General features: G+C 41.1%; 29 protein-coding genes. 7 read left to right on the top strand and 22 right to left on the bottom strand.

Annotated features, from left to right (window positions below; all coding sequences use genetic code 11):
• Positions 1–5: 5 nt before the first annotated feature.
• From I2H52_RS02400 to glmU, 6 genes are all read right to left on the bottom strand, one after another.
• A complete protein-coding gene (locus I2H52_RS02400) occupies positions 6–599 on the bottom strand; it encodes a 3'-5' exonuclease (RefSeq protein ID WP_049550403.1) in 594 nt (197 codons plus the stop codon).
• Positions 600–680: 81 nt separating this feature from the next.
• The gene (gene rocS, locus I2H52_RS02395) at positions 681–1175 is read right to left on the bottom strand and encodes a chromosome segregation protein RocS (protein WP_000021253.1); all 495 of its coding nucleotides are present in this window, start codon (positions 1173–1175) and stop codon (positions 681–683) included.
• A 76-nt stretch (positions 1176–1251) separates the two neighbouring features.
• A complete protein-coding gene (locus I2H52_RS02390) occupies positions 1252–1944 on the bottom strand; it encodes a 5'-methylthioadenosine/adenosylhomocysteine nucleosidase (protein ID WP_049501502.1) in 693 nt (230 codons plus the stop codon).
• A gap of 15 nt (positions 1945–1959) precedes the next feature.
• On the bottom strand, positions 1960–2271 hold the full coding sequence (macP, locus tag I2H52_RS02385) for a cell wall synthase accessory phosphoprotein MacP (RefSeq protein ID WP_049501493.1): 312 nt from the start codon (positions 2269–2271) through the stop codon (positions 1960–1962).
• 11 nt (positions 2272–2282) lie between these two features.
• Positions 2283–2828, bottom strand: coding sequence for an NUDIX hydrolase (locus I2H52_RS02380; protein WP_000393795.1), 546 nt, complete (start codon positions 2826–2828; stop codon positions 2283–2285).
• Between the two features lie 9 nt (positions 2829–2837).
• On the bottom strand, positions 2838–4217 hold the full coding sequence (glmU, locus tag I2H52_RS02375) for a bifunctional UDP-N-acetylglucosamine diphosphorylase/glucosamine-1-phosphate N-acetyltransferase GlmU (RefSeq protein ID WP_049501494.1): 1380 nt from the start codon (positions 4215–4217) through the stop codon (positions 2838–2840).
• A gap of 155 nt (positions 4218–4372) precedes the next feature.
• On the opposite strand from glmU, the gene I2H52_RS02370 reads away from it, so the two are divergent.
• From I2H52_RS02370 to lysS, 5 genes are all read left to right on the top strand, one after another.
• On the top strand, positions 4373–5173 hold the full coding sequence (locus tag I2H52_RS02370) for a glycoside hydrolase family 25 protein (RefSeq protein WP_001227574.1): 801 nt from the start codon (positions 4373–4375) through the stop codon (positions 5171–5173).
• Between the two features lie 106 nt (positions 5174–5279).
• Positions 5280–6122: a DUF368 domain-containing protein gene (locus tag I2H52_RS02365; protein WP_049501503.1), complete on the top strand. Its 843-nt coding sequence runs from the start codon at positions 5280–5282 to the stop codon at positions 6120–6122.
• A complete protein-coding gene (locus tag I2H52_RS02360) occupies positions 6122–6604 on the top strand; it encodes an aminoacyl-tRNA deacylase (RefSeq protein ID WP_049501495.1) in 483 nt (160 codons plus the stop codon). The genes I2H52_RS02365 and I2H52_RS02360 overlap by 1 nt, the downstream gene beginning before the upstream one ends.
• Entirely contained in the window at positions 6604–7227 is a 624-nt protein-coding gene (locus tag I2H52_RS02355; protein WP_195594024.1) for a histidine phosphatase family protein, read from the top strand. Before I2H52_RS02360 ends, I2H52_RS02355 begins: the two co-directional genes overlap by 1 nt.
• A 138-nt stretch (positions 7228–7365) precedes the next feature.
• On the top strand, positions 7366–8856 hold the full coding sequence (gene lysS / locus I2H52_RS02350) for a lysine--tRNA ligase (RefSeq protein WP_049501497.1): 1491 nt from the start codon (positions 7366–7368) through the stop codon (positions 8854–8856).
• A gap of 75 nt (positions 8857–8931) precedes the next feature.
• Here lysS and I2H52_RS02345 read toward each other — a convergent pair whose 3' ends face one another.
• The 5 genes from I2H52_RS02345 to I2H52_RS02325 all read right to left on the bottom strand — a co-directional run bounded on the left by I2H52_RS02345 (position 8932) and on the right by I2H52_RS02325 (position 13590).
• The gene (locus tag I2H52_RS02345; protein WP_195594021.1) at positions 8932–9771 is read right to left on the bottom strand and encodes an amino acid ABC transporter substrate-binding protein; all 840 of its coding nucleotides are present in this window, start codon (positions 9769–9771) and stop codon (positions 8932–8934) included.
• Between the two features lie 15 nt (positions 9772–9786).
• Positions 9787–10416, bottom strand: coding sequence for an amino acid ABC transporter ATP-binding protein (locus tag I2H52_RS02340; RefSeq protein WP_061414261.1), 630 nt, complete (start codon positions 10414–10416; stop codon positions 9787–9789).
• Positions 10417–10426: 10 nt separating this feature from the next.
• Positions 10427–11068: an amino acid ABC transporter permease gene (locus I2H52_RS02335; protein WP_049550406.1), complete on the bottom strand. Its 642-nt coding sequence runs from the start codon at positions 11066–11068 to the stop codon at positions 10427–10429.
• Positions 11069–11204: 136 nt separating this feature from the next.
• A complete protein-coding gene (locus I2H52_RS02330; RefSeq protein WP_195594018.1) occupies positions 11205–12434 on the bottom strand; it encodes a tetratricopeptide repeat protein in 1230 nt (409 codons plus the stop codon).
• A complete protein-coding gene (locus tag I2H52_RS02325) occupies positions 12424–13590 on the bottom strand; it encodes an AI-2E family transporter (RefSeq protein ID WP_000400294.1) in 1167 nt (388 codons plus the stop codon). Before I2H52_RS02325 ends, I2H52_RS02330 begins: the two co-directional genes overlap by 11 nt.
• Positions 13591–13734: 144 nt before the next feature.
• Between I2H52_RS02325 and I2H52_RS02320 the strand changes: the two genes are divergently transcribed.
• Complete coding sequence (locus I2H52_RS02320) at positions 13735–14748, top strand: lactonase family protein (protein WP_049501501.1); 1014 nt, start codon at positions 13735–13737, stop codon at positions 14746–14748.
• A 32-nt stretch (positions 14749–14780) separates the two neighbouring features.
• Here the strand turns inward: I2H52_RS02320 and I2H52_RS02315 are convergent, their stop codons facing one another.
• The 11 genes from I2H52_RS02315 to I2H52_RS02265 form a co-directional block, all read right to left on the bottom strand.
• Positions 14781–15200, bottom strand: coding sequence for a F0F1 ATP synthase subunit epsilon (locus I2H52_RS02315; RefSeq protein ID WP_000940836.1), 420 nt, complete (start codon positions 15198–15200; stop codon positions 14781–14783).
• Positions 15201–15210: 10 nt separating this feature from the next.
• On the bottom strand, positions 15211–16617 hold the full coding sequence (atpD, locus tag I2H52_RS02310) for a F0F1 ATP synthase subunit beta (protein ID WP_000094372.1): 1407 nt from the start codon (positions 16615–16617) through the stop codon (positions 15211–15213).
• A 191-nt stretch (positions 16618–16808) separates the two neighbouring features.
• Positions 16809–17687, bottom strand: coding sequence for a F0F1 ATP synthase subunit gamma (locus tag I2H52_RS02305; protein ID WP_195594013.1), 879 nt, complete (start codon positions 17685–17687; stop codon positions 16809–16811).
• Positions 17688–17702: 15 nt separating this feature from the next.
• Positions 17703–19208, bottom strand: a complete 1506-nt coding sequence (gene atpA / locus I2H52_RS02300) for a F0F1 ATP synthase subunit alpha (protein WP_049500256.1) — start codon at positions 19206–19208, stop codon at positions 17703–17705.
• Between the two features lie 14 nt (positions 19209–19222).
• Positions 19223–19759 (bottom strand): F0F1 ATP synthase subunit delta, encoded by a 537-nt coding sequence (locus I2H52_RS02295; RefSeq protein ID WP_000359021.1) that lies wholly within the window; start codon positions 19757–19759, stop codon positions 19223–19225.
• The gene (gene atpF, locus I2H52_RS02290) at positions 19759–20253 is read right to left on the bottom strand and encodes a F0F1 ATP synthase subunit B (RefSeq protein ID WP_000366311.1); all 495 of its coding nucleotides are present in this window, start codon (positions 20251–20253) and stop codon (positions 19759–19761) included. Before atpF ends, I2H52_RS02295 begins: the two co-directional genes overlap by 1 nt.
• Positions 20254–20271: 18 nt before the next feature.
• On the bottom strand, positions 20272–20988 hold the full coding sequence (atpB, locus tag I2H52_RS02285; RefSeq protein ID WP_000392937.1) for a F0F1 ATP synthase subunit A: 717 nt from the start codon (positions 20986–20988) through the stop codon (positions 20272–20274).
• Positions 20989–21020: 32 nt separating this feature from the next.
• On the bottom strand, positions 21021–21221 hold the full coding sequence (locus tag I2H52_RS02280; RefSeq protein WP_001054551.1) for a F0F1 ATP synthase subunit C: 201 nt from the start codon (positions 21219–21221) through the stop codon (positions 21021–21023).
• A 231-nt stretch (positions 21222–21452) separates the two neighbouring features.
• The gene (locus tag I2H52_RS02275) at positions 21453–21764 is read right to left on the bottom strand and encodes a CHY zinc finger protein (protein ID WP_080979095.1); all 312 of its coding nucleotides are present in this window, start codon (positions 21762–21764) and stop codon (positions 21453–21455) included.
• Between the two features lie 14 nt (positions 21765–21778).
• Positions 21779–23065: a peptidase U32 family protein gene (locus I2H52_RS02270; RefSeq protein ID WP_000169095.1), complete on the bottom strand. Its 1287-nt coding sequence runs from the start codon at positions 23063–23065 to the stop codon at positions 21779–21781.
• Positions 23066–23201: 136 nt separating this feature from the next.
• On the bottom strand, positions 23202–23900 hold the full coding sequence (locus I2H52_RS02265) for a GntR family transcriptional regulator (RefSeq protein ID WP_000936178.1): 699 nt from the start codon (positions 23898–23900) through the stop codon (positions 23202–23204).
• Between the two features lie 140 nt (positions 23901–24040).
• Between I2H52_RS02265 and guaA the strand changes: the two genes are divergently transcribed.
• On the top strand, positions 24041–25603 hold the full coding sequence (gene guaA / locus I2H52_RS02260; RefSeq protein WP_195594011.1) for a glutamine-hydrolyzing GMP synthase: 1563 nt from the start codon (positions 24041–24043) through the stop codon (positions 25601–25603).
• Positions 25604–25674: the final 71 nt, after the last annotated feature.

The following is a 25674-nucleotide window of genomic DNA, read 5'->3' as shown; positions in this document are numbered from 1 at the left end:
CACTCCTAGTCTAAAAATTGGGATAAATCTAAGCCACCGAAAGGATTATTCATAGAAAAACTACTCTGGTCTTCTATTAATAGCTTTCCTTCATCTGATTCCAAAAAAGCCTCGTAAACACGCGCCGTCATGCGGGCGTCTTCTAAACTGTTATGAGACTTCCCGTGAAAGCCTAAAAAATTCGCTACAGTTTGTAATTTAAGATTGGCTATGCCGTGTAGGTCAGAACTACGGCGTTCAAAAGCCTCCTCATATAGATCAACCTTATACTGGTCACGATAATCAATACCATGCTCCAAGAGAATAGGCAAATCACTCTTAGCTGCATTGTAACCAACGATAGGTATGTCGCCAACGAATTCTTGAAAGTCCTTTAAAACTTGTTCTACTTTTGGCGCATCTTTCAAGGTTTCAGCTGTGATTCCAGTCAAACCATTGATAAAACTCTTCAATGGTGCTGTAGTATGAACATAAGAATCAAAAGCAGCACTTTCTTGTCCATCTTGAAAGCGGACTGCCGATACTTGAATTAAATGGGTAACCCCCTCGTGTTGATTGAATTCCAAATCAAAGGCGATATAATCTCTTAATTTTTCCATTATTTACCTCAATTACTACCCAAAATAAACTATAAATAATAAAAGAAGCCATTAGGTTAGTGAGTAACCCAAACAGCTTCTTTATTTTCCTCCAAAAAGGCGAGTAAAAAAGCCTTTTTTGGTTGCTTGGACTTCTTCTTTTGCTTGGTCCAACTCGAGTTTCAAGGTTTCTTGATCCTTCATAGCTTGAAGAGTTAACTGTTGCTGTTGGTCCAACTGTTTGTCCTTTTCAGCAATCTGTCGGTCTTTGATACGCATCTGTTCATCTTTTTCTGATAACTGGCGGTCTTTTGCCTTGAGCTGCTCGTACAAACGAAGAATTTCAGCATTTTTCTCATCGACCAAGATTTCCATCAGTTCACGTTGTTTGACATCATCACTGACTGGTTCATCTTCAAAAATCGTTTTTTTATAGATTTCTTCTAGCTTAATCAAGCCACTTCGAGTAACTACAGTTACACCTTTGTCATTTTTTTTCGTGTCCTCTTCTGGAAGTTCTTTGACACGATTGTTGATTGCTTGACGAGATAGTCCTAAGACCTCTGCAATCTCACTGACGGTCATTTCAATACTCATAATATCCTCTGAAACGTTTTCTAGCTTTTCTTTATTTAAATCTTATCATAAGCTAGATAAACTGTCAAATTTCCGCTTAATCTAAAGCTTTTAGAAAGGCTAGTAAGACTTGGGCAGAACGACGTCCAGCTTCGATAATAAACTCATCAAAAGAGATAGAGGCTTCGTGATTGGCATTGTCACTCATTGCACGAATGACTAGGAAAGGTAGGCCAAGAGCCTGAGCTGCTTGTGCAATGGCAGCCCCTTCCATTTCAACTGCTAAAACATCAGGGAAGTGGGATTTGATACTAGCAATCTTATCATCTCCAGCTATAAAGCTATCTCCTGTAGCAATCAAGCCTAGGTGCCAGGTCTGTTCTAACTGAGATAGACTCTCTTGGATTTTGGCTACAAAGGTTTTGTCTGATTCAAAATAAAGCGGTTGTTGCGCCATTTGGCCATAAGCATAGCCAAAAGCAGTCACATCCACATCATGGTAAGCTAGTCTATCTGCAATCACGACATCACCAACAGCAATCCCATCTGCAAGAGCACCTGCTGATCCTGTATTGATGATAGCTTCTACTTGGAAGTGGTTAGCTAACACTGCTACACTCATAGCCGACATGACTTTTCCAATCCCACTCTGAACTAGAACGACTTCTGTATTGCCAACAGAGCCAGTGTAGTAAGTATTTCCAAGGACTTGGACTTCTTTAGGTTTGTCCAAATTCTGAGTCAAATATACGAGTTCTTCTGGCATGGCAGCAATGATTCCAATTTTCATTTCAAGTCCTTTCAATTACAAGAGTTTCATCGCTAAAATTAACAAAATCAAAAGTAGGATGACTGCAAACAAGATGCGATTGAGTTTCGAATTAAAAACATTTCTCTTAGTGTTCTCAATGCGGCGACTCTTATGAATTGTTGGTTCTACTTCGATTGTAAGTGTATCTTGACTAAAACCGTGGTCTCTAGAGCGTGAATAACTAAAATGTTGTGAAGACGTTGGTAGGATCTTTGTTTCCTCATCATCTTGAAGAGGTGGTCCTGAGATTTTCTCACCTCGGTTGGCACGTTCAATCATTTCGTCTGTTAATAAAGGTTTTCCCATGGGTTGCTCCTCTATTTCTTTTGTAGTTCCCAGTACTGGATCGCCATAATGGTCTTGGCATCACAGATATGACCTGACTGGATTAGGTTCTTAGCCTCCTCTAGACTCACTTCTAGAACTTCCAAAGTTTCATCATCATCTTGTGGACGAGGATTTTCCACCTTGACCAAATCACTAGCAAGGTAGAGTTTTAGTTTTTCATTACAAAATCCAATCGCAGAATAGAAATCGTACAACAGTTCTAACTTAGCTGTGTAGGCAACCTCTTCTTCCAATTCACGAAGGGCCGCTGCCATTGGATCAGCATTTTCACCAAGTTCTAGTTTACCAGCAGGAATCTCATAAGAAACCGCCTCGATAGCTTTTCGGTATTGCTTAACGAGAACGATTTTGTCTTCAGCTGTCACAGCTAGTACACAAACAGCTCCATTGTGAAAAATCAAATCACGTTGGGCAGTACCTTTGCCTTCTGGCAGTTCTACCTGATCTTGCACCAATTTAAAGATAGGACCTTGATAGATTTCCTTCCGACTAATCGTTTTTTCTTCAAATTCCATGACAAACTCCTACTGGTTCTTGGGATGATGAGGTAGGCGAGTCGCATATTCATCTTTGTTGACCTGACGTCCACGGCCGATAGCAATGGCATCAGCAGGAACATTCTTGGTAATGGTTGAACCCGCTCCAACCAGAGAATTATCCCCAAGTTCTACAGGAGCAATAATAGTTGAGTTTGAGCCAACAAAGACATTATTGCCAATGACAGTTTTATATTTATTTTTGCCATCGTAGTTAACTGTAATAGTTCCTGCACCAAAATTAACGTTGCTACCCACTTCACAGTTTCCAATATAAGTCAAATGACCAGCCTTGGTATTTTCACCGATTGAAGATCCTTTTACTTCAACAAAATTTCCAATGTGAACTTGAGCAGCCAGACTTGAACCTGGACGGATATGAGCATAGGGACCAACTGTTACACCGTCCTCAACACTACTTTCCTCAATCATAGAGTTGGTAATCACGGCTCCAGCTCCAACGGTACTATCTACGATATAAGTTCCATTTGTTAAAATAGTCTCCGCACCAATCTTCGTTTGACCTTTCAAGGTAACGTTGGCTTCGATTTTGACTTCGGGAGCAATCTCAACATCAATATCGATGTAAGTTGCTTCCGGATTAACAAAGCTAACACCATTAACCATGTGCTTTTGATTGATACGGCGACGCATCACTGCTTCCGCAGTCGCAAGAGCTACACGGTCATTTACGCCAAGACTTTCATCAAAATCCTTGAGAGTATAGGCCCCAACCTTTTCACCCGCATTACGGAAAATACCAATCACGTCAGTAATATAGTACTCACCTTGGGCATTGTTGGTGTTGATGTTTTTAAGGGCTTCAAAAAGACGCTCATTGTCAAATACATAAGTTCCTGTATTGATTTCCTTAATTTGCTTTTCAAAGTCTGTGGCATCTTTCTGCTCAACAATACGAAGAACTTCAGCATTATCGTTACGGACGATACGACCATATCCAAAAGGATCAGCTGCTTCAGCTGTTAAAATCGTCGCAACATTTTTGTGATTAATATGGAAATCCAAGAGGTTTTTCAAGCTTTCACCTGTAATCAGAGGAGTATCTCCAGCGATAACCAATGTGTGGCCTGTACGATTTTGGAGAATAGGCTCTGCCATCATGACAGCATGCCCAGTTCCTAGTTGTTCTGATTGGGTAACAAAGTCTGTCTGACCGGCTAATACTTGCTCAACTAGCTCTGCCTTGTGACCAACTACAGTAACTGTTTTTTCAGGTTGAATCGCACCAACACTACGAAAAACATGTTCCAACATCGAAATTCCAGCTACTTTATGAAGTACCTTTGGAAGATCTGATTTCATGCGAGTACCTTTACCCGCTGCTAGAATAATGGCATAATTTGACATAATCTTCTCTTTTCTCTAGAAATTCCCTTATATTATACCATAATTTAGTTTCTTAGGAGTAAACAAACAGAGAAATAGGGAAAAGACGCCCATATATTCACTTTTTCCGATGTTTTCTTTGATTTTTTTATCTATTTACGTTAAACTATTTAAATATGAGAAAAAAGATTCATCCAGCTATTATTTTTACTTTATTTACTATATTTATAGCTATTTTGATCCTCAATAGACCAACTTATGAAGACCATCCCGTCAAGTCAAAACCAAATGCTGTCCAGGTTGAAAATCAGGCCTTGCATAATCTTGACAAACCTATTATTGATGTCTCTGGTTGGCAAAGACCTGAGGAAATCAACTACGATACCTTGTCTCAAAATATTTCAGGTGTTATTGTTCGCGTCCACAATGGGGCTCAACATACTGAAAAAAATGATGCCGCTTATGCCAATGGTATTGATAAAGCCTATAAAAGTCATATTACAGAATTTCAAAAGCGGAATGTCCCAGTTGGAGTCTATGCCTATCTAGCTAGCCCCAGCAAGGAAGAAATGGAAAAAGCCGCTGAAGTTTTCTATAATGCTGCTTCTCCTTACAACCCTAGTTACTATTGGTTGGACGTGGAAGAAAAAACAATGTCTGATATGAATGAAGGGGTTGAAGCCTTTCGTGCTAAACTGGAATCTTTAGGTGCTAAAAACATCGGCATCTATATTGGAGTTTACTTCATGCAAGAACACAGTATCAATACAGATAAGTTTACTGCTATTTGGATTCCTTCCTACGGGACAGACTCTGGTTACTTTGAAACAACACCCAATACCAGTTTAGACTACGACCTCCATCAATACACTTCAAAAGGAAGAATTGCTGGATTTGAACATCATTTAGATATTAATCTTATTTCTACCTTGAAGGAAAAAGAAGAAACCTTCAGAAAACTATTTTTAAGACCATAAGACAAGTGAAAATCGCTCTCTTTTTCACTTGTTTTTTCATTTTCTCCTCGTCTGTGTTATAATTGATAGAATAGAGAAAGAATTTTATGAAATTGAGGATTTTATGATGTTTTCATGGATTGCAAGAGTTATTAAAGGAATCGTCATCGCCTTAGGATTTATCTTACCAGGAATTTCAGGCGGTGTTTTGGCAGCTATTTTGGGGATCTACGAGCGAATGATTAGCTTTCTGGCTCATCCTTTTAAGGATTTTAAAGCGAATGTCCTATACTTTATCCCAGTAGCAATCGGGATGTTGCTAGGCATTGGTTTGTTTTCTTATCCAATCGAGTATCTGCTAGAAAATTACCAGGTCTATGTTTTATGGAGTTTTGCGGGAGCCATCATCGGTACAGTTCCTAGCCTCCTTAAAGAATCTACTCGAGAATCTGATCGTGACAAGATCGACCTAGTCTGGTTCTGGACTACCTTTATCCTTTCAGGCCTAGGGCTCTACGCGCTAAACTTTGTTGTTGGTTCTCTCAGTGCTAGTTTCGCTAATTTCATCTTAGCGGGTGCTCTTTTAGCGCTTGGTGTCTTGGTGCCTGGTTTAAGTCCGTCAAATCTACTCTTGATTTTAGGATTGTACGCTCCAATGCTCTCTGGTTTTAAGACCTTTGATTTATTCGGTACTTTCCTTCCTATCGGAATAGGTGCAGGTGCAACCCTCATCATTTTTTCAAAATTAATGGACCATGCCTTGAACAACTACCACTCGCGTGTGTATCACTTTATCATTGGGATTGTGCTATCAAGCACCCTCTTGATTTTGATTCCAAATGCTGGAAGTGCTGAAAGTATCCAATACACTGGACTTTCTATCGTGAGTTATGTTCTCATCGCCTTCTTCTTTGCACTTGGTATTTGGCTTGGTATCTGGATGAGTCAATTGGAGGATAAGTATAAATAATGGCAAAGAAAGTTAAGATTAAGAAAACCTTGGTCGAACAAATCTTGACCAAGGCGGGTATTAACCATACTGGTATTCATATCAACGCGCTTGAGGGTGAACTTCCTTCGGAATATGATCGAACACATATCTTTAAAACCTTGGCTCTGCTGGGTGATAAGACGGGGCCAATCATCGGAATCGTTCCCATAACAGAACACCTCGCTGAGAAAAAACTAGCAAAGGTTTCTGGTAATAAAAAAGTGAGCATGATTCCTCAAAAAGATCTGGAAAAAACGACAGGCTATATTCATGGGGCTAATAACCCCGTCGGCATTCGCCAAAAACACAATTATCCTATTTTTATTGATCAGACTGCTTTGGATTTAGACCAAATGATTGTCTCTGCTGGAGAAGTCGGGCATAGTATCATCATTCGACCTCAAGACTTAGCCAGCTTTGTAAAAGCAAATTTTGCTGATCTCTTGGAGGAAAACAACTGATGAAACTCTATTTTGTCCGTCATGGTCGGACTGTCTGGAATCTTGAAGGACGTTTTCAAGGTGCTAGCGGCGACTCTCCCCTTCTTCCAGATTCCATTGACGTTTTAAAACAACTGGGTCAACATCTCAAGAAAATTCATTTTGATACGATTTATTCTAGTGATTTACCCAGAGCAGTTAAGTCTGCTGAGATTATCCAAAGTCAACTCCAGTCCCCTTGTCCTTTGAAGAGCATTCCTAACCTACGTGAATGGCAACTTGGAAAACTAGAGGGATTAAAAATCGCTACGCTTAATGCCATCTACCCACAACAAATCAAGGCCTTTCGCTCTAATCTAGCTCAGTTTGATACGAGGATGTTTGAAGCCGAATCTCTCTACTCTACGACTCAGCGAACCATTCAGTTTATCAAATCTCTGAAAGGAAGTACGGCAGAAAACATTCTAATCGTTGGTCATGGGGCCAACCTCACTGCTAGTCTACGCACTCTCTTAGGCTATAAAGAAGCTCACCTCCGCAAAGAAGGAGGCTTGGCCAATGCTAGTCTGACAGTTTTAGAGACCGAGAATTTTGAAACCTTCACTCTGGAAAGATGGAATGACACTTCCTATCAAGAAAAATAATGGAACTTGATCTTAATAGTCAAGTTCTTTTTAGTTTTCAAAGAATATCCGTGAATTTCTCTGCTATTTATGATAAAATGGGAGTATCGCAAAAAATGACTCATCGTATCAAATTTTGAGTAAAATTAGGAGGAACCCATGTCTACAGAACATATGGAAGAACTAAATGACCAGCAGATCGTTCGCCGTGAAAAAATGGCTGCGCTCCGTGAACAAGGAATCGATCCCTTCGGAAAACGTTTTGAACGTACTGCTAACTCACAAGAACTAAAAGATAAATTTGCAGAACTTGATAAAGAACAATTACATGAATTAAATGAAACTGCTACTATCGCTGGACGCTTAGTAACTAAACGTGGAAAAGGAAAAGTTGGCTTTGCCCATCTTCAAGACCGAGAAGGTCAAATCCAGATCTACGTTCGTAAAGACGAAGTTGGCGAAGAAAACTACGAAATCTTCAAAAAAGCAGACCTTGGTGACTTCCTTGGTGTCGAAGGTGAAGTCATGCGTACTGATATGGGAGAGCTCTCTATCAAGGCCACACACATCACACACTTGTCTAAAGCACTTCGCCCGCTTCCTGAGAAATTCCACGGTTTGACAGACGTTGAAACAATTTATCGTAAACGTTACCTTGACTTGATTTCTAATCGTGAAAGCTTTGAACGCTTTGTCACTCGTTCAAAAATCATCTCTGAAATCCGTCGTTATCTAGACCAAAAAGGTTTCCTTGAAGTGGAAACACCTGTTCTTCATAATGAAGCCGGTGGTGCTGCTGCCCGTCCATTTATCACTCACCACAATGCCCAAAACATTGATATGGTCCTTCGTATCGCGACTGAGCTTCACTTAAAACGTCTTATCGTTGGTGGTATGGAACGAGTCTATGAAATTGGCCGTATCTTCCGTAACGAAGGAATGGACGCTACTCATAACCCTGAGTTTACTTCTATCGAGGTTTACCAAGCTTATGCAGACTTCCAAGATATCATGGACTTGACGGAAGGTATTATCCAACACGCTGCTAAGGCAGTTAAGGGTGATGGTCCAGTTAACTACCAAGGAACTGAAATCAAAATCAACGAACCATTCAAACGCGTTCACATGGTAGATGCTATCAAGGAAATTACTGGTGTAGACTTCTGGCAAGACATGACTTTCGAGGAAGCTAAAGCTATCGCTGCTGAGAAGAAAGTTCCAGTTGAGAAACACTACACTGAAGTTGGTCACATTATCAACGCCTTCTTTGAAGAGTTCGTTGAAGAAACCTTGATTCAACCAACCTTTGTCTATGGTCATCCAGTAGCTGTGTCTCCACTTGCTAAGAAGAACCCTGAAGACGACCGCTTTACTGACCGCTTTGAGCTCTTCATTATGACCAAGGAATACGGTAACGCCTTTACTGAGTTGAACGACCCAATTGATCAGCTTAGCCGTTTTGAAGCTCAAGCTAAAGCTAAAGAGCTTGGTGATGATGAAGCAACAGGCATCGACTACGACTACATTGAGGCTCTTGAATACGGTATGCCTCCAACAGGTGGTTTGGGAATCGGTATCGACCGTCTCTGCATGCTCCTCACTGATACAACTACTATCCGTGATGTATTGCTCTTCCCAACAATGAAATAACCCCTTATCCTCTGGTACTTGCCAGAGGATTTTTCGATGCAAAAAGAGACTGAGGAAAAACTCAATCTCTTTTTCTTATTCTTGATTTTTAACTTGACTGGTGGCTACATCTTCCCCAAACCATTTCTGGCTGATTTCCTGGAATTTTCCTTCTTGGTATAGCGAGATAAAGGCTTGGTTCAATGCATCTAGCAAAGTTTTATCAGCAGGTCTAACACCCACTGCAAAAGCTTCACTTTCAAATCCAGCTGAAAAGACATTGTAGTCATTTAATATTCCTTCAGACTGGAGATAATAATTGGCATATACCCGGTCAATCAACAAGGCATCAATCCGATCATTTTTCAAATCAATTAAGGCTTCATTGAAACTTTGGTATTGATTTGCCTTCTGGTCTTTGACATGATTTTTTAGTAAGTCCGGCTGCGCTTCAAAGTCCAAATAACCAGAAGATCCAGCCTGGGCCCCTAAAACTTTGTCAGTCATATCCTGAACTGAGTGGATATTTTGAGACTTTTTAGAGACCAAAACTTGTTGATTTTCCATGTAAGGAATGGTAAAAGCAACCTTCTCTTTCCGTTCATCTGTAGCTGTATAGCCATTCCAGATGGCATCAATAGTACCATTTTGTAATTCGGTTTCTTTCATATCCCAGTCGATGGGTTGAAATTTAATCTGAATTCCTAGCTTTTCAGAAACAGCTTGGGCTAGGTCAATATCAAAGCCCGCGTACTGGCCATTCTTTTCCTCAAATCCCATGGGAACAAAGGTATTGTCAAAGCCAATGGTAATGCTACCCTGCTTTTGATATTTGGCCCAATTATCCTGATTTGGATCACTTGCCTTCTGAGTACAAGCCGTCAGGAAGAAGCTAAAGAACAGAACAAGTACAAGGGCAATTTTCTTTCTCTTCATAGACACCTCCTACTCCTATTTTGGATCAACCTTAAGGATCTGATCAGCAATATTTTCCGCAAACTGAAGGTCGTGGGTAACAACAATCTGAGTCATCCCACGCTCTTTATTTTGAAGGATAAGTTTTTCTACTTCCAATCGTAACTCAGGATCTAAGGCTGATGTCGGCTCATCATATCCAATAATTTCTGGGTTTATCATCATGGCGCGTGCTAAGGCCACCCGTTGTTTTTGCCCACCTGAAAGTGAGAAAGGGAAGGCATCTGCATGCCCAGCTAACCCAAGTTGTTCTAACAAACCACGCGCCTTCTTCTCAGCAACTTCCTTCTCCATATTCATTGTTTTTATAGGCGACAGAGTTAAGTTATCTAAAACTGACAAATGCGGAAAGAGTTGAAAATCTTGGAAGACAAATCCTAGTAGATTACGCTTTTCCAATTCATCTATAGCTAGAGATTCACCATTATAGTAGATTTCTCCAGAATCGATGGTCTCCAGTCCAGCTAGCATACGTAATAGGGTTGTCTTTCCGCCTCCTGATGGACCTACGATTGCAAGGATTTGCTTTTCAGGAATTGATAGGCTGAAGTTGGTTAAGATTTGTTTGCCACCAAAGGCCTTGTTGATGTTTCGTAATTCTAACATAGCAATCCTCCTATCTGTAATAACTGTACTTCTTCTCAAGTTTTTTCGCAACAATAGTTACAAGACCAATCATAATCAAATAAATCGCTCCGGCTAAAAACATAGGAACAAGACTGGCATCCCGATTGGCTGCTGTCCGACTAGCCAAAATCAAATCTGAAATCCCAAGGGCATAAACCAATGAAGTATCCTTGACCAAACTCATAATTTCATTAAAGACGCTCGGTAAGACAATCTTTGTAACCTGAGGCAAAATAATATAGCGCACTGTGTCAAATGGACTAAACTTCAAGACCTTAGCAGCCTCATACTGCCCCTTTGGAATGGTTTCAATCCCTCCACGAAAAATTTCAGCAAAGTAGGCTGCATAGTTCAATACAAAAGCGATTACAGCAGCAGGCAAACGATCTAAACGTATCCCAATTCTAGGGAGAACATAGTAAATAAAGATTAATTGCAAGAGCAAGGGAGTCCCTCGCATCACCCAAATATAAAGGTCAATCAGATAATGGAGGGGTTTCCAGCGAACTTGCAAAGCAAAGGCAACGACAATACCTAAAGGAATTGAAAATATCAAGACCAGAGCAAAGACTTGAAGAGTCATACTTGCACCGTTCAATAAACTTGGTAATATCTCAAACATATAAGACATACTGCACCTCCTAAAAATTATTGTTCCTATTATAGCATAAATAAACAATTTAGCAAGGGTTTTTGTAAAAAAATTCTATTTTTCAAAAAAACGTATCTGCCAAATTGACGGATACGTTCTTTTAGAGAGATAACTTTTAAAGTGTTTCTAAGAGTTCTTGCATTTGAACATCATCTGGAACGAGTTTTAAATAAGCTTCAGCTTGCACTTTGGCTTCTTCAAAATACCCCAATTCACGTAAAAGATAAGTATACTGCTCCAGAAATTCAGGATTCTCCTTGAGATCAGACGATAGTTGTTGATAGAGTTCATAGGCCTTATCTAAATCCTCGATTTCCTGGTAAGAACGGGCAATCATCCACTTGGTCAAGAGATTTTCAGGTTCTTGACTTTGGAGAGCGATGATGTCCTCAAACCGTTCTTGTTCCATATAAATGGTTGCAAGGCGAAGGAAAATTTCTTCTGTATCCTCTGCATCTCCTTTGGCAGTAAGGAGAAACTGCTCTGCACTACTAGGATCATGCAATTCATACGAAAACTGTGAAGCAGCAAGCAAGAGCCGAGTTTCAAATGGATTTTTCTCCAAACCTTGTTTAGCGATACGAAGTGCATCTTCCACCTGATGTTCCTTATGCAAAGCTTGACTATAACCATATTCATATCCTTCAAAATCAGGTGAAATGGTATCAATCTGCTTAAAGTAAAGAACAGATTTTTGATACTCTTCTTGGTCAAAGTAAAGACTAGCCAGTTCAAAGGCAGTTTGGTCATCGTATTCTAATTCTAAAGCTTTTTCTAAGAATTCAGTTGCAGCTTCAAACTTACCTAACTGGGCATAAGCGTAGCCAATTCGCTGATAGGTTGAGACACCCGTTTGCTCATAGATAGAGCGATTGTCTAATTGAGCATAGCCCTGAATCGCTTCCTGATAATTCCCTAGCTCGCTATCCAACTCAGCCAAACCGAAAACTAATAAGGCATCATCTGAGTAATTTAAGGCTTCCAGTAACTTTTCACGCGCTACATCTGTCAATCCTTCCAACTGATAGAGGTCAGCCTTCAAGGCCAAAGCCGACACGTACCAGTCACTTTCGGGTGTGATTTCCTCAAGGTAAGCAAAGGCTTCCTCAACATTGCCATCCTCGCTAGCAATGCTGGCTAAGTTCAGATTCACTTCTGGAAATTCTGAAACGATATGTTGGTAAATTTCTTTCGCTTGAGGATAAAAGCCAATTCTCTCTAGATAGCTTGCTAGTTCATAGAGAACCTCACTTGAATCTGTTTCGAGGGCTTTGTGAAAAAACTGATTCGCTTTGGTTAAATCCTGTTCATCCAAAGCCTGGAGCATGCGTTGACTATTGTTCACTCTTGATTTCCTCCCCTTCTTCTTCATACAGACCGCTGACTTTTTTATACCAGTTAAAGATAGCTGAGATAACGACCTTGGCAGAAGCATAGACAGGAATTCCCAGCAAGACTCCCCAAATACCAAACATGGATCCTGAAGTTAGGAGAACAAAGAGGACATTGATGGGATGGATGTTTAGCTGACTACCTAAAATAAGTGGAGAAACGAAGCGACCTTCAATCGTTTGTTCAACAATAAAGACAATAATCACTTTCAAAAGCATGACAGGCCCCGCTATTAAGCCCAAAACCAGAGCAGGCAACATCGCTAGAAAACTACCCAAGTAAGGTACTAGATTGAGGATACCAGCCGTAATACCAAGAGTCACAGCATATCTGAGACCAATAATCTTAAAGAAGATAATAAACATAATTGCCACGATAATAGCAACTGTAACCTGCCCTCTAACATAGTTTGACAACTGTTTATTAACATCTGACAAAACTTGTCCGACAGGTTCTTTTAACTTGTTTGGGATGAATTTAGTCAGGTAATCTCGCAAGCCTTTCCCATCTCTCAAAAGATAAAAGAGCATGAAGGGTACGATAATAACCGCAACAATGACCTGGGAAACGCTACTGATAAAGGCGCTAACCCAGTTAACAGCTTGAGAAGAGATTTTGCTGGCCCACATGGTCGCCTCACTAGAAACATTGGAAAGAACCTGCTCCAACTGTGGTCTAAAATCATCTGGCAAGCGTTTGGTTACAAGGTCATTGATCACCTTATCAGCATCTTCCAGGTATGTCGGCACATTCTTCGCAAAATTTAAGACTTGACGTTGCAGATTAGGAATTGCGACTGCCAATCCCCAAATGATAAAGAGTCCGATAATGACAAAAACAATACTAATGGCAAGAACACGATTGATCTTGTGCTTCTCCATCCAGTCCACAATCGGATTAAGGAGGTAATAAAGTAAACCAGATAAAATAACTGGCAACATGACAACCCCTAAAAAGTCTAAAACGGGTAAAAAAATAAAACTAATCTTACTTAGAATGAAAATGTTCAGCCCCAGTAACAAGGTTACTAAAAATACGGTGATAGCTTTGTTATCTAAAAACCACTTGAAGAACCAGGATAGGCTAAAATGTTTCTCTTTATGTTCCATAAATACATCCTTTCTGTCATTCTCTCATTATACCATTTTTAGACTAAAATAACTCTTTTTTAAAGTGCTTACATGAATGAATCTAGTGCTTCATGACTGCCATTTTGTGGTATAATGAACTTATCATTATTAAGAGGTATGGACATGAAAGAAACTGTTTATTTTGGAACTTACACTCGTCGCTTATCTAAAGGGATTTACAAGGCAGATTTTGATACAGAAACAGGCCAGCTTGAAAATCTTGAACTCTTTGCTGCTGAACCAAGTCCAACCTACCTTGCCTTTGACCAACAGCAACACTTATACACCGTAGGGAGTCAGGATGGCTTAGGCGGAATCGCTGCTTACAAGACAGATGGCGCTTTGCTAAATCATGTGGTTGAAGAAGGCGCTCCCCATTGTTATGTGGCAGTGGATGAAAAGCGTGGTCTCGTTTATGGGGCCAACTATCATAGGGGTCAAGTTCTGGTTTATAAACGTCAAACGGATGGTAGCCTTATCCAAACGGATCTAGTTCAGCATAGTGGACAAGGTCCTCATGAAAATCAAACTTCTCCTCATGTCCACTTTACAGATCTAACACCTGACCAGTATCTCGTCACATGTGATCTAGGTACGGATGAAGTAACGACCTACGATGTCAGTCCAGAAGGAAAACTAAGTAAACTCTATACTTATCATAGCCAAGCTGGAGCAGGTGCTCGCCACATCGTTTTCCACCATCACTATAAGATTGCCTATCTCATCTGCGAACTTAATAGTACGATAGAGGTCTTGATTTATGATGGGGTTGGTGAATTTGAACGCATGCAAGTTATTTCAACCTTACCAGATGGATACGAAGGCTTTAATGCTACTGCTGCCATTCGTCTTTCAAAAGATGGCAAATACCTCTATGCATCCAACCGAGGTCATGATTCCATTGCAGTCTATACAATCCTCGCTGATGGTAGCTTGGAATTATTAGAGATTGTACCAAGCCATGGTAAAAATCCACGTGATTTCGACCTGAGTCCTGATCAAGAGTTTCTCATTGCTGTTCATCAAGATTCTGATAACGCAACCGTCTTTAAGCGCAATCCTAAAAGTGGTCGTCTTGCAGAGCTTTCTAACGACTTCCATGTCCCTGAAGGAGTCTGCATCAACTTCCCACATTAAAAAAAATGAACTTGAGTTTCAAGTTCATTTTTTTATAGTCTATTTCCGACATTGATACGGTTGATAGCACGTTGCAATGCGATTTTTGCACGACGTTCTTGGTCAATCAAATGCTTGTCATGAGCTTCTTCGATTTCTCGTTCAGCTCGAAGTTTCGCACGTTCTGCCCGACTGATATCAATATCACGAGCACGCTCTGCTGAGTCTGCTACAATAGTAATGATATCATTAGCAATCTCGATAATTCCTCCGTTCACTGCAATCCAGTTCACATGAGTATCATCATCGATACGTTTCACCTTCACTTCATCAACCGCTAAAACCGCAATCATATTTTCATGTCGTGGCAAGATCCCCATCTCACCATCCAGAGTTCGTACCGATACAAAGCTGGCATGGTGATCATAGACGAGGCCATCTGGTGTCACGATCTGGACAGTTAAATGAGCCATAGATCACCTCTTAAAATCCCATTTTTTCTGCCTTAGCAATGACGTCTTCGATTGAACCGACACCACGGAAGGCATCTTCTGGTAGCTGGTCATGTTTTCCTTCAAGAATTTCCTTAAAGCCACGAACTGTTTCCGCTACTGGTACATAAGAACCAGGTTGACCAGTAAATTGTTCTGCAACGTTAAAGTTTTGAGACAAGAAGAACTGGATACGACGGGCACGTGCAACCAAGGTTTTTTCTTCATCAGAAAGTTCATCCATACCAAGGATAGCAATGATATCTTGCAATTCATGGTAACGTTGAAGGACACGTTTGACTTCCGCAGCAACTGCATAGTGCTCCTCACCAACAATCTCAGGTGCCAAGGCACGAGAGCTTGAAGCCAACGGATCAACGGCTGGGTAGATACCCAACTGTACCAACTTACGTTCCAAGTTTGTTGTTGAATCCAAGTGAGCGAAGGCTGTTGCTGGCGCCGGGTCAGTATAGTCATCCGCAGGCACATAGATGGCTTGGATAGAGGTTACAGAACCCTTCTTAGTTGACGTGATACGCTCTTGCAATTGACCCATTTCAGTAGCAAGTGTTGGCTGGTAACCAACGGCTGAAGGCATACGACCCAAAAGGGCAGATACTTCTGAACCAGCTTGAGTGAAACGGAAGATATTGTCGATAAAGAGAAGCACATCTTGGCCTTCTACATCACGGAAGTATTCGGCAATTGTCAAACCAGTAAGGGCAACACGCATACGTGCTCCAGGTGGTTCATTCATCTGACCAAATACCATGGCTGTTTTCTCGATAACGCCTGATTCTTTCATTTCCCAGTAAAGGTCGTTCCCCTCACGAGTACGTTCCCCAACACCGGTAAATACTGAAATACCACCGTGTTCTTGGGCAATGTTGTGAATCAATTCTTGGATCAAAACTGTTTTACCAACTCCGGCACCACCGAAGAGTCCAACTTTCCCACCTTTAAGGTAAGGGGCAAGAAGGTCGATAACCTTGATCCCTGTTTCCAAGATTTCAGATGAGGTAGACAATTCATCAAAAGTTGGAGCTTTCTTATGAATTGGCTGACGCTCAGCGTCTTCAGCGAAAGGAGCATCCAAGTCAATGGTATCTCCCAAAACGTTGAAGACACGTCCCAAAGTTTCTTTACCTACTGGCACGGAGATTGGACGGCCTGTGTCCAAAACTTCCATTCCACGAGTCAAACCATCTGTTGATTCCATGGCGATCGTACGGACCATACCATCACCCAACTCCAAGGCTACTTCAAGGACGATTTTTGTTTTTCTTTCGTCATTTTTGTAGACGACAAGTGCATTATTAATCTCAGGAAGTGTTTCCCCTGCTGCAAACAAGACGTCTACAACGGGGCCGATAACCTGAGCAATTTTACCTGAACTCATCTCCTTCTCCTATTCTATATAAGATACTGTCGGTTCCTAGTTCAACTAGGTCCTAATACTCTTCGAAAATCAAATTCAAACCACGTCAGCGTCGCCTTGCCGTACTCAAGTACAGCCTGCGGCTAGCTTCCTAGTTTGCTCTTTGATTTTCATTGAGTATAAGTTCATTTTAATACGAGGGAGGCAAAGCCTTATTCTAAGGCACTAGCCCCCGCTACGATTTCTGTAATTTCTTGTGTAATCGCCGCCTGTCTAGCACGGTTATACTGGATTGTCAAATCATTGATGACCTTTTTGGCATTATCGGTCGCCGTTTGCATGGCTGTCATACCTGCAGCATTTTCAGCTGTCTTGGCATCGATAATAGCCCCGTAAATCATACTTTCAGCATACTGTGGCAACAACTGCTCTAGAATCTCATCACGGCTCGTTTCCAACTCAAAGGTTAAGCTATACTCTTCATCCGCTTCATTTGGATCCAAGTCAACAATCGGAAGCATTTGTTCCACACGCATTTGACTTGTGAGAGTATTGACATGATGGTTATAGCAGACGTACAATTCATCAAAAAGTTCGTTTTGGTACATCTCAATCGTTTTTGAAATAATTTTACGAACTTCATCAAAACTAGGTTGATCCGCCAAGCCACGTAGTTCATAGATTGGCTGAATAGCACGAGCCTTAAAGAAATCAGCTCCCATACCACCAATACAGATTATCTCAAAATCTTTACCATCTGGATGGTATTCTTCTTTCAACTCCATAACGGCTTTAAGGATGGAAGCATTATAACCTCCAACCAAGCCACGGTCTGAAGTGATAACGATATAGCCTGTTTTCTTAACTGGGCGACTGATGAGCATCGGATTGGTTGAACCACCAGATCCGTTACCATGCAGAATATCCGTCAAAAGCTTACGGACCTTCTGAGCGTAAACTTGAAAGTTGCGCGCTGCTTCTTCAGAGCGACCTAACTTGGCAGCCGATACCATTTGCATGGCATTAGTGATTTGACTCGTATTTTTGGTTGAGGCGATTTTTGTTTTAATATCATTTAGAGATACTGCCATCTGACACCTCTATTCTTATTGGAAGCTGGATTGATTGAGAAACTCTGTAATCGCAGCATCCAAGACCGCTTCTTCTGGCAAGTCTTTTGTTTCACGAATGGTTTCCAAAATCTCTGGATAATGAGCATCAAAGAAAGTATGGAACTCTTCCTCAAAACGAACAATGTCATCTACAGGAATCGTATCCAAAAAACCATGTGTCAAAGCATAGAGAATGGTTACTTGTTTCTCAACAGGTAGTGGTTTATGGACAGGTTGTTTCAATACTTCCACAGTACGACGTCCACGGTTTAACTTAGCCTGTGTTGCTGCATCCAAGTCAGAACCAAACTTAGTGAAGGCTTCCAACTCACGGTATGAAGCAAGGTCGATACGAAGTGTACCAGCAACTTTCTTCATGGCTTTAATCTGTGCCGAACCACCTACACGGGATACAGATGAACCCGCATCAATGGCTGGACGAATACCCGCATTGAAGAGACCATCACCAAGGAAGATTTGTCCATCAGTGATAGAAATCACGTTGGTTGCGATATAGGCAGAGATATCTCCCGCTTGTGTCTCGATAAATGGTAGAGCTGTAATAGATCCACCACCAAGCTCATCAGAAACTTTAGCTGAGCGCTCAAGCAAACGGCTGTGAAGGTAGAAAACATCCCCTGGGAAGGCTTCACGACCTGGTGGACGACGAAGCAAGAGGGAAAGCTCACGATAAGCGACCGCTTGTTTTGAAAGATCATCGTAAACGATCAAAACATGCTTGCCTTGGTACATAAATTCTTCCGCCATAGCAACTCCGGCATAAGGAGCTAGGAAGAGCAATGGAGATGGTTGTGAAGCAGAGGCTGTCACAACGATTGTGTAGTCCAAGGCACCGTACTGACGAAGTGTTTCTACTTGCGTACGAACTGTTGATTCTTTTTGTCCAATCGCTACATAGATACATATCATATCTTGCCCTTTTTGGTTCAAGATGGTATCGATTGCAATGGTTGTTTTCCCTGTCTGACGGTCACCAATGATCAGCTCACGCTGACCACGACCAATCGGTACAAGGGCGTCAATAGCTTTCAAACCTGTTTGCAATGGTTCTGATACAGACTTACGCTCCATAACACCAGGAGCTGGTGCTTCTACTGGACGAGTCTTGTCAGTATGGATTTCTCCGAGACCATCAACGGGACGACCAAGTGGATCCACAACACGTCCAATCAAGTTATCACCGACAGGAACTTCCATGATTTTACCCGTGCGACGGATAGTGTCTCCTTCACGGATATCCGTGAAGTCACCGAGAATGATGATCCCAACGTCTGTTGATTCCAAGTTTTGCGCCATACCATAAGAGCCGTTTTCAAAAATCAAGAGCTCTCCACTCATGGCATTTTCAAGGCCGTGGGCACGCGCAATACCGTCCCCGATATAGGTTACAACACCAGTTTCAGTCACATCAAAAATGGGTTTGAAATTTTCAATTTGTTGCTTAATTAAAGCGCTGATTTCTTGTGCGTTAATTGCCAAAAGAACACCACTTTCTATTTCAAATTTTCTTTAACAACACGAAGTTGCTGTTTAATACTCACATCAATTGTCTTGTGATTGGCAAAAATGACAAAACCACCAATGAGACTTTCATCGATTTGTTCTTTGATAGTCCGAACTTTCAGAGACATTTTTTTCTCAATCAAAGGAAGCAATCGCGCCTTCTGGTCATCTGTTAATGGATGAGCGGAGGCAATCGTTACTTCAAATCGATTCGTTTCTTTTTCAAGTCGACTCAAACAATCTACAATTACTTCATAAAATAAATTTGCTCTGTGATTGTATAGCAGCACCTGAAAAAAGTTTTGCATTAATGGTGACACTGAGTCTTGGAAGAAACGAACGGTTTTTTCCTTATCCGACTCACCTACTGCCACTTGACCTAAAAAAGAAGGCAAGTCTGTTTCTTCTGCGACTTGCTTGATTTGAGCTAAGTCAGAAAAGATACGGTCTTCTTCTCCCTTTTCAATCACCAATTGGACAAAAGGCATGCTGTATTTTTCAATTACCTTTACTGTCTTTTTGTCCATTAAGCTTCTCCTAGCTGATCGATGTACTGATCAATGAGTTCTTTATGGGCTTGTCCGTCAAGGTTTTGTGAGATGATTTTACCAGCGAGACTAATCGTCAAATCTGCTACCTCACCCTTAACGCTTTGTAAAGCTTCCGCTTTATTTTGAGCAATTTCTTGGTTAGCTTTTTCTTTCAAGCGTCCTGCTTCCAGTTTCGCCTCAGCCAAGATGTCAGCTCTACTTTTCTCAGCTGTTTCCTTTGCATTCTCGATAATTGTCTTAGCTTCCGAACGGCTACCTGCCAACTCAGCTTCACGTTTGCTAGCGAGTTCTTCGGCCTTCTTACGGGCAGCTTCTGCTCCGTCAATATCTGAAGAAATTTTTTCAGCACGTTCATCTAAAATATTGGTAAGATTTCCCCAGGCATATTTTTTCACTAAAAAAATTAATAAAAGGAAGGAACCAGCGATAAGAATAAAGTCACCAATAATGGTACTAATAGTTAAATCCATCTTCTAATCCTCCTCTACTTACTCTTCCCCAGCATTTATCTTCTTACCAATGTACATCGATGACAACATGGTAAAGACATAGGCTTGAATACATGAAATGAAAATCGAAAAGGCTGTCCATAACATGTTTGCGATAAAGGCAAAAGGATACCAATACAAAGCATTTTGTGACAAGGCTAATAGCAATCCAGCTAAGACCTCACCGGCAAAAATATTTCCGTAGATCCGAATCGCCAAGGAAGCAAAATTGGTGAACTCTTCTAAAATGTTCATCGGAGTCATAAAGCCAGGTGTAACAAATGCTCTCAAATATTCTTTAACGCCTCTACGACGAACTCCTTCTACATGGGCGATCAAAGTGATCAAGAATGATAGGGATAAATCGTATCCAAGGTTGGCTGTTGGGGAAGTCCACAAGTTATAACCGTTTGTTGTTTGTACTTTTGCCATTAAGCCGATATTATTGGCAACCAAGATAAACAGAAATAGAGAAAACAGAAATAAGGAATAATCCTTGATGTATGATTCTCCAATGTTTGGTTTGGTAAAACCAATCACAAAGTCGTAAATCATCTCAAGAGCATTTTGTTTGCCCTTTGGACGGATGGTCATTTTACGACTTGCCCAGTAGACAAAGGCAAAAACCATCAAAACAGTTACAAGAGACATGGCAAGCAGGGTCAAATCAAAGGATATTGGTCCAATATTAACGGTTGGATTCAAACTTTCTTCCATGGTTTGACACCTCCATTTCTAAATAGAGTTGTCTATTTAATGACAAATGACATCGCCAAGGTTACAAAGAATGTTCCTTCGATAAAGGCAATCCCCATGATCATCAAACTACGCAATTGTGGGATGATGTCTGGTTGGCGTGCTGCAGACTTGAACAAACCGTTCATCAAAAATCCTTCTGCAAGGGATACACCCATACAGGCAAGACATAGACCGAAAAATGTTAAATTCATGATGAATTCTCCTTTTTATTTAAATTTACTTCCTTAGTTTAGTCCTAAAATTTGTTTTTGTCAACTTTTTACTAACATTGAAAGCGTTTAAGATAATTAATTTCTAATTTTACTATTTTTAGTACTATTATATGGAAAAGTTCTCTTTTTAAGGTGAGAAATTCCGTATTTTTTCTAATTTTTCTGAAACATAATGAAAGACCCAAGCTTAAAGCATGGATCTATTTTTGTCTATTTAAAATAAAATGAATGATGTAGTTTGCAACCTGGATTAAATGGAGCACTGCAGTACGGACAAGCCATCTGTTTTTGGTATTCTTGGAAAGTCATTGTCCTCTTACAAGCCCCACATAAAATCGGTCGATCCTCAGAAAGCGCCAAGGGATAGGGCGAAAACACATGCGTTTCTATAGCATTGTGGCACCGATAACAAGCATAATATTTTTTACACTCATAGCACTGAAGAGAAACGATGTCCTTTTCGCCATGATAATGAACACATCTGCCTTCATCATCAACTAACAAACCTTGTGCTTGATTCATTCACTTTTCCTTCTCTAGGCACGAACTGTAACGCTTGTCCCGTCTTCCTTATAGAGATTGATAAGACCTTCCTTGAGCGCGCGGACCATGTCCCCTGCTTGAACAGGTTGTGGAACCTTAATGGTCAAAAGTTCCATTGGATTTGGAGCACGGTCGATTTTATTGCCCTTGGCATCATGAAGGTCTTCGATATAAGTCTCAAAATGACGGAAACCTGGTCCATAAAACTCGACTTGATCGCCTTCGTTGATGACATTCCGTTGACGAATGGTTGCCGTTTGAGTCGCATCATCATACGCAACCACTTCAGCGACAAACTTGTACTCAGGAATCTTACGGCGAGCACCAAATAACTGCTCATTCTCAGACGGTGTACCATAGTAGAATCCAGTTGCCAATTCACGCTGGGCAACCTTCCACATCTCGTCCACCAAGTCCTGTTTGATGGCCTCAAACTTTTCAGGACTTTCGAGATAAGCATCCACAGCCGCCTTGTAGCAGTTTGTTACTGTTGAAACATAGTGAATAGACTTCATACGACCTTCGATCTTAAGACTGTCTACACCATTTTCAATCATATCTGGGATATGGTCAATCATAGACATATCTACGGCAGACATCGAAAATTCTTCTGGGATTTCACCTTTAAGGCTCTTACGTTCTTGGCCGAATGGCATGTCGTAGAGGTCGTATTTCCAACGGCAAGATTGAGAACAACCACCACGGTTAGCATCACGCATACTCATGTGGTTTGAAAGCGTACAACGACCTGAGTAAGAAATACACATGGCCCCATGGACAAATGCTTCAATCTCGACATCTGTACGTTTGCGAATCTCTGCCAATTCTTCCATTGAAACTTCACGAGCCAAAACCACACGAGTTAGACCAAGTTCTTTCCAGAACTCAAGAGTTTCATAGTTGGTCGCACTGGCTTGGGTTGAAAGGTGGATTTCAAGACCTGGTGCTTCTGTTGCTGCAATCATAATCAAGGCCGGATCTGACACGATAACTGCGGCAATCCCGATGTCGCGCAACTTACGGAACCATTCTCCAGCACCAGCTTCATTTCCTTCGTGCATAACCATGTTAGCAGCCACATAGACCTTTGCACCGTACTTAGCAGCAAACTGGACTCCTTCTTCCATCTGTTCAAAGGTGAAGTTTCCTGCACGGCTACGAAGACCATAGGCCTGTCCACCGATGAAGACTGCGTCCGCACCATATTGAACAGCTACTTTCAGCTTCTCTAAAGTCCCTGCAGGTGATAAAACCTCAGGACGTTTTAATGTTTTTGTCATTTTTTCTCCTATTTGCAATATAAAAGTTTGACGTTTTTCCTTCTCATTTTATAGTAAATAATAGATAAAATCAAGCCTAGACAGATTGTTTTGACAATTCTAATCTTTTCTAAAACAAAAAACTAGCCTTTCTAGACTAGTTATTTTCAAGATAAAATTCAAAGCGTTCACCAACGTATTGGCTCTTTACATACTCGAAAGCCGTCCCATCTTCAAGATAAGAGACCTGAGTCAAGGCTAAAATGGCATGCCCCTTTTCAACTTCTAGATAGTGAGCAATTTTTTCCTTAGCCAATCTCGCATAAATGGTCTGTTGGGATTTGCCAATCCGGTAGCCATGTTGCTGCAACGTTTGGAAGAAATGACTGGTGATTTCTTCTTTTTTGAAATCCTTAATAAATTTCTCAGGAATGGATGCGACTTCATAGACTAGCGGAACTTGGTCAGCGTAACGTACCCGTTCCATGCGAATAATATTCTCTGTCGGAGTAATCCCTAGCTTAGCGACCTCTTGCTCATTTGGAATGGTTCTTCTGTAAGAAATGAGTTGGCTAGAAGGGACTTTACCTTGAGATTTGACAATCTCCGTAAAACTGGTTGTACCCCGCATTTTTTCTTGGACACGAGTGCTAGAGACAAAAGTCCCACTTCCTACACGACGCTCCAAAACTCCTTCCTCAACCAAGAGAGAGATAGCTTGGCGTAATGTCATCCGGCTAACCTGAAACTGTTCAGCTAAATCTCGCTCACTTGGAAGTCTCTCACCAATTTTCCAATGATGCTCATCTATATCCTTTTTGATCTGATCGTGGATTTTCATATAAGCTGGTAACATGATTCTCACTTCTTTTCTTTATTTTCTCCATTGTACCGTATTTGCTAATAAAAAGTCAAACTTTGCCTTGTTTAGTTGGTAATTCGCCCCTATTTGTGATAGAATATTGAAAAAGATATTTCTTTTGAGAAAGGAAAAAGATGAGCAACATTTCAACTGATTTGCAAGATGTCGAAAAAATCATCGTGCTGGACTATGGTAGCCAATACAACCAGCTGATTTCACGCCGTATTCGTGAAATTGGTGTTTTTTCAGAGCTAAAAAGTCATAAAATCTCAGCCGCAGAGGTTCGTGCGATTAACCCTGTAGGGATCATCCTCTCTGGTGGACCAAACTCTGTATACGAAGATGGTTCATTTGATATTGACCCAGAAATTTTTGAACTTGGCATTCCAATTTTGGGAATCTGCTATGGTATGCAACTTTTAACTCATAAACTTGGAGGAAAAGTTGTCCCTGCAGGTGATGCTGGTAACCGCGAGTATGGCCAATCACCACTTACCCATACCCCTTCTGCCCTCTTTGAAGGAACTCCTGAAGAACAGATTGTTTTGATGAGCCATGGCGATGCTGTAACAGAAATTCCAGCTGATTTTGTTCGTACTGGTACTTCTGCTGACTGTCCTTATGCAGCTATTGAAAACCCAGATAAACATATCTATGGCATCCAATTCCACCCAGAAGTGCGCCATTCTGTGTACGGAAATGATATCCTTCGCAACTTTGCCCTTAACATCTGTAAAGCTAAGGGTGACTGGTCAATGGACAACTTCATCGACATGCAGATCAAGAAAATCCGTGAAACTGTAGGTGACAAGCGTGTCCTTCTCGGTCTATCTGGTGGTGTTGACTCTTCTGTCGTTGGCGTTCTTCTCCAGAAAGCAATCGGCGATCAATTGATCTGTATCTTTGTAGACCACGGTCTTCTCCGTAAAGGGGAAGCAGACCAAGTTATGGAGATGCTTGGTGGTAAGTTTGGTTTGAATATCGTCAAAGCAGATGCTGCTAAACGTTTCCTTGATAAACTTGCAGGCATATCTGATCCAGAGCAAAAACGAAAAATCATCGGTAACGAGTTTGTTTATGTCTTTGATGACGAAGCAAGTAAGCTAAAAGATGTAAAATTTCTTGCTCAAGGAACGCTTTACACTGACGTGATTGAGTCTGGTACAGATACTGCTCAAACCATCAAATCGCACCACAACGTTGGTGGTCTTCCAGAAGACATGCAATTTGAATTGATTGAACCATTGAACACTCTTTATAAAGACGAAGTCCGTGCCCTCGGTACAGAGCTTGGTATGCCAGACCAGATCGTATGGCGCCAACCATTCCCAGGACCAGGTCTTGCGATCCGTGTTATGGGTGAGATCACTGAGGAAAAACTAGAAACTGTTCGTGAGTCTGATGCTATCCTTCGTGAAGAAATTGCCAAAGCAGGTCTTGATCGTGACATCTGGCAATACTTTACTGTTAACACAGGCGTTCGTTCAGTCGGTGTTATGGGTGACGGTCGTACTTATGACTACACCATCGCCATTCGTGCGATCACTTCTATCGATGGTATGACAGCTGATTTCGCGAAAATTCCATGGGAAGTCCTTCAAAAAATCTCTGTTCGTATCGTTAATGAAGTCGACCACGTTAACCGTATCGTCTACGATATCACAAGTAAACCACCTGCAACCGTTGAGTGGGAATAGGCCAATCGCACTAAAAAAGAACTCTGAATCAGATTCAAAGTTCTTTTTTATATGCAGGGAAAGTATTTCTG

Origin of the sequence: Streptococcus oralis (assembly GCF_015561235.1) — a bacterium.
Taxonomy (GTDB): domain Bacteria; phylum Bacillota; class Bacilli; order Lactobacillales; family Streptococcaceae; genus Streptococcus; species Streptococcus oralis_BK.
Note: the sequence above shows the minus strand (reverse complement) of the source record. Positions and strands in the feature narration are given on the sequence as shown.

What these genes read in the sequence shown, in the direction of transcription:
- I2H52_RS02280 (WP_001054551.1), bottom strand. Translation starts at nt 21,221, where the DNA reads ATGAATTTAACATTTTTCGGTCTATGTCTTGCCTGTATGGGTGTATCC.
- I2H52_RS02390 (WP_049501502.1), bottom strand. Translation starts at nt 1,944, where the DNA reads ATGAAAATTGGAATCATTGCTGCCATGCCAGAAGAACTCGTATATTTG.
- lysS (WP_049501497.1), top strand. Translation starts at nt 7,366, where the DNA reads ATGTCTACAGAACATATGGAAGAACTAAATGACCAGCAGATCGTTCGC.
- I2H52_RS02355 (WP_195594024.1), top strand. Translation starts at nt 6,604, where the DNA reads ATGAAACTCTATTTTGTCCGTCATGGTCGGACTGTCTGGAATCTTGAA.
- glmU (WP_049501494.1), bottom strand. Translation starts at nt 4,217, where the DNA reads ATGTCAAATTATGCCATTATTCTAGCAGCGGGTAAAGGTACTCGCATG.
- I2H52_RS02345 (WP_195594021.1), bottom strand. Translation starts at nt 9,771, where the DNA reads ATGAAGAGAAAGAAAATTGCCCTTGTACTTGTTCTGTTCTTTAGCTTC.
- atpD (WP_000094372.1), bottom strand. Translation starts at nt 16,617, where the DNA reads ATGAGTTCAGGTAAAATTGCTCAGGTTATCGGCCCCGTTGTAGACGTC.
- atpF (WP_000366311.1), bottom strand. Translation starts at nt 20,253, where the DNA reads ATGGATTTAACTATTAGTACCATTATTGGTGACTTTATTCTTATCGCT.
- I2H52_RS02320 (WP_049501501.1), top strand. Translation starts at nt 13,735, where the DNA reads ATGAAAGAAACTGTTTATTTTGGAACTTACACTCGTCGCTTATCTAAA.
- I2H52_RS02325 (WP_000400294.1), bottom strand. Translation starts at nt 13,590, where the DNA reads ATGGAACATAAAGAGAAACATTTTAGCCTATCCTGGTTCTTCAAGTGG.
- I2H52_RS02365 (WP_049501503.1), top strand. Translation starts at nt 5,280, where the DNA reads ATGTTTTCATGGATTGCAAGAGTTATTAAAGGAATCGTCATCGCCTTA.
- I2H52_RS02335 (WP_049550406.1), bottom strand. Translation starts at nt 11,068, where the DNA reads ATGTCTTATATGTTTGAGATATTACCAAGTTTATTGAACGGTGCAAGT.
- macP (WP_049501493.1), bottom strand. Translation starts at nt 2,271, where the DNA reads ATGGGAAAACCTTTATTAACAGACGAAATGATTGAACGTGCCAACCGA.
- I2H52_RS02340 (WP_061414261.1), bottom strand. Translation starts at nt 10,416, where the DNA reads ATGTTAGAATTACGAAACATCAACAAGGCCTTTGGTGGCAAACAAATC.
- I2H52_RS02275 (WP_080979095.1), bottom strand. Translation starts at nt 21,764, where the DNA reads ATGAATCAAGCACAAGGTTTGTTAGTTGATGATGAAGGCAGATGTGTT.
- rocS (WP_000021253.1), bottom strand. Translation starts at nt 1,175, where the DNA reads ATGAGTATTGAAATGACCGTCAGTGAGATTGCAGAGGTCTTAGGACTA.
- atpB (WP_000392937.1), bottom strand. Translation starts at nt 20,988, where the DNA reads ATGGAAGAAAGTTTGAATCCAACCGTTAATATTGGACCAATATCCTTT.
- I2H52_RS02265 (WP_000936178.1), bottom strand. Translation starts at nt 23,900, where the DNA reads ATGTTACCAGCTTATATGAAAATCCACGATCAGATCAAAAAGGATATA.
- I2H52_RS02360 (WP_049501495.1), top strand. Translation starts at nt 6,122, where the DNA reads ATGGCAAAGAAAGTTAAGATTAAGAAAACCTTGGTCGAACAAATCTTG.
- I2H52_RS02305 (WP_195594013.1), bottom strand. Translation starts at nt 17,687, where the DNA reads ATGGCAGTATCTCTAAATGATATTAAAACAAAAATCGCCTCAACCAAA.
- I2H52_RS02370 (WP_001227574.1), top strand. Translation starts at nt 4,373, where the DNA reads ATGAGAAAAAAGATTCATCCAGCTATTATTTTTACTTTATTTACTATA.
- I2H52_RS02270 (WP_000169095.1), bottom strand. Translation starts at nt 23,065, where the DNA reads ATGACAAAAACATTAAAACGTCCTGAGGTTTTATCACCTGCAGGGACT.
- I2H52_RS02315 (WP_000940836.1), bottom strand. Translation starts at nt 15,200, where the DNA reads ATGGCTCATTTAACTGTCCAGATCGTGACACCAGATGGCCTCGTCTAT.
- guaA (WP_195594011.1), top strand. Translation starts at nt 24,041, where the DNA reads ATGAGCAACATTTCAACTGATTTGCAAGATGTCGAAAAAATCATCGTG.
- I2H52_RS02400 (WP_049550403.1), bottom strand. Translation starts at nt 599, where the DNA reads ATGGAAAAATTAAGAGATTATATCGCCTTTGATTTGGAATTCAATCAA.
- I2H52_RS02380 (WP_000393795.1), bottom strand. Translation starts at nt 2,828, where the DNA reads ATGGAATTTGAAGAAAAAACGATTAGTCGGAAGGAAATCTATCAAGGT.
- I2H52_RS02295 (WP_000359021.1), bottom strand. Translation starts at nt 19,759, where the DNA reads ATGGACAAAAAGACAGTAAAGGTAATTGAAAAATACAGCATGCCTTTT.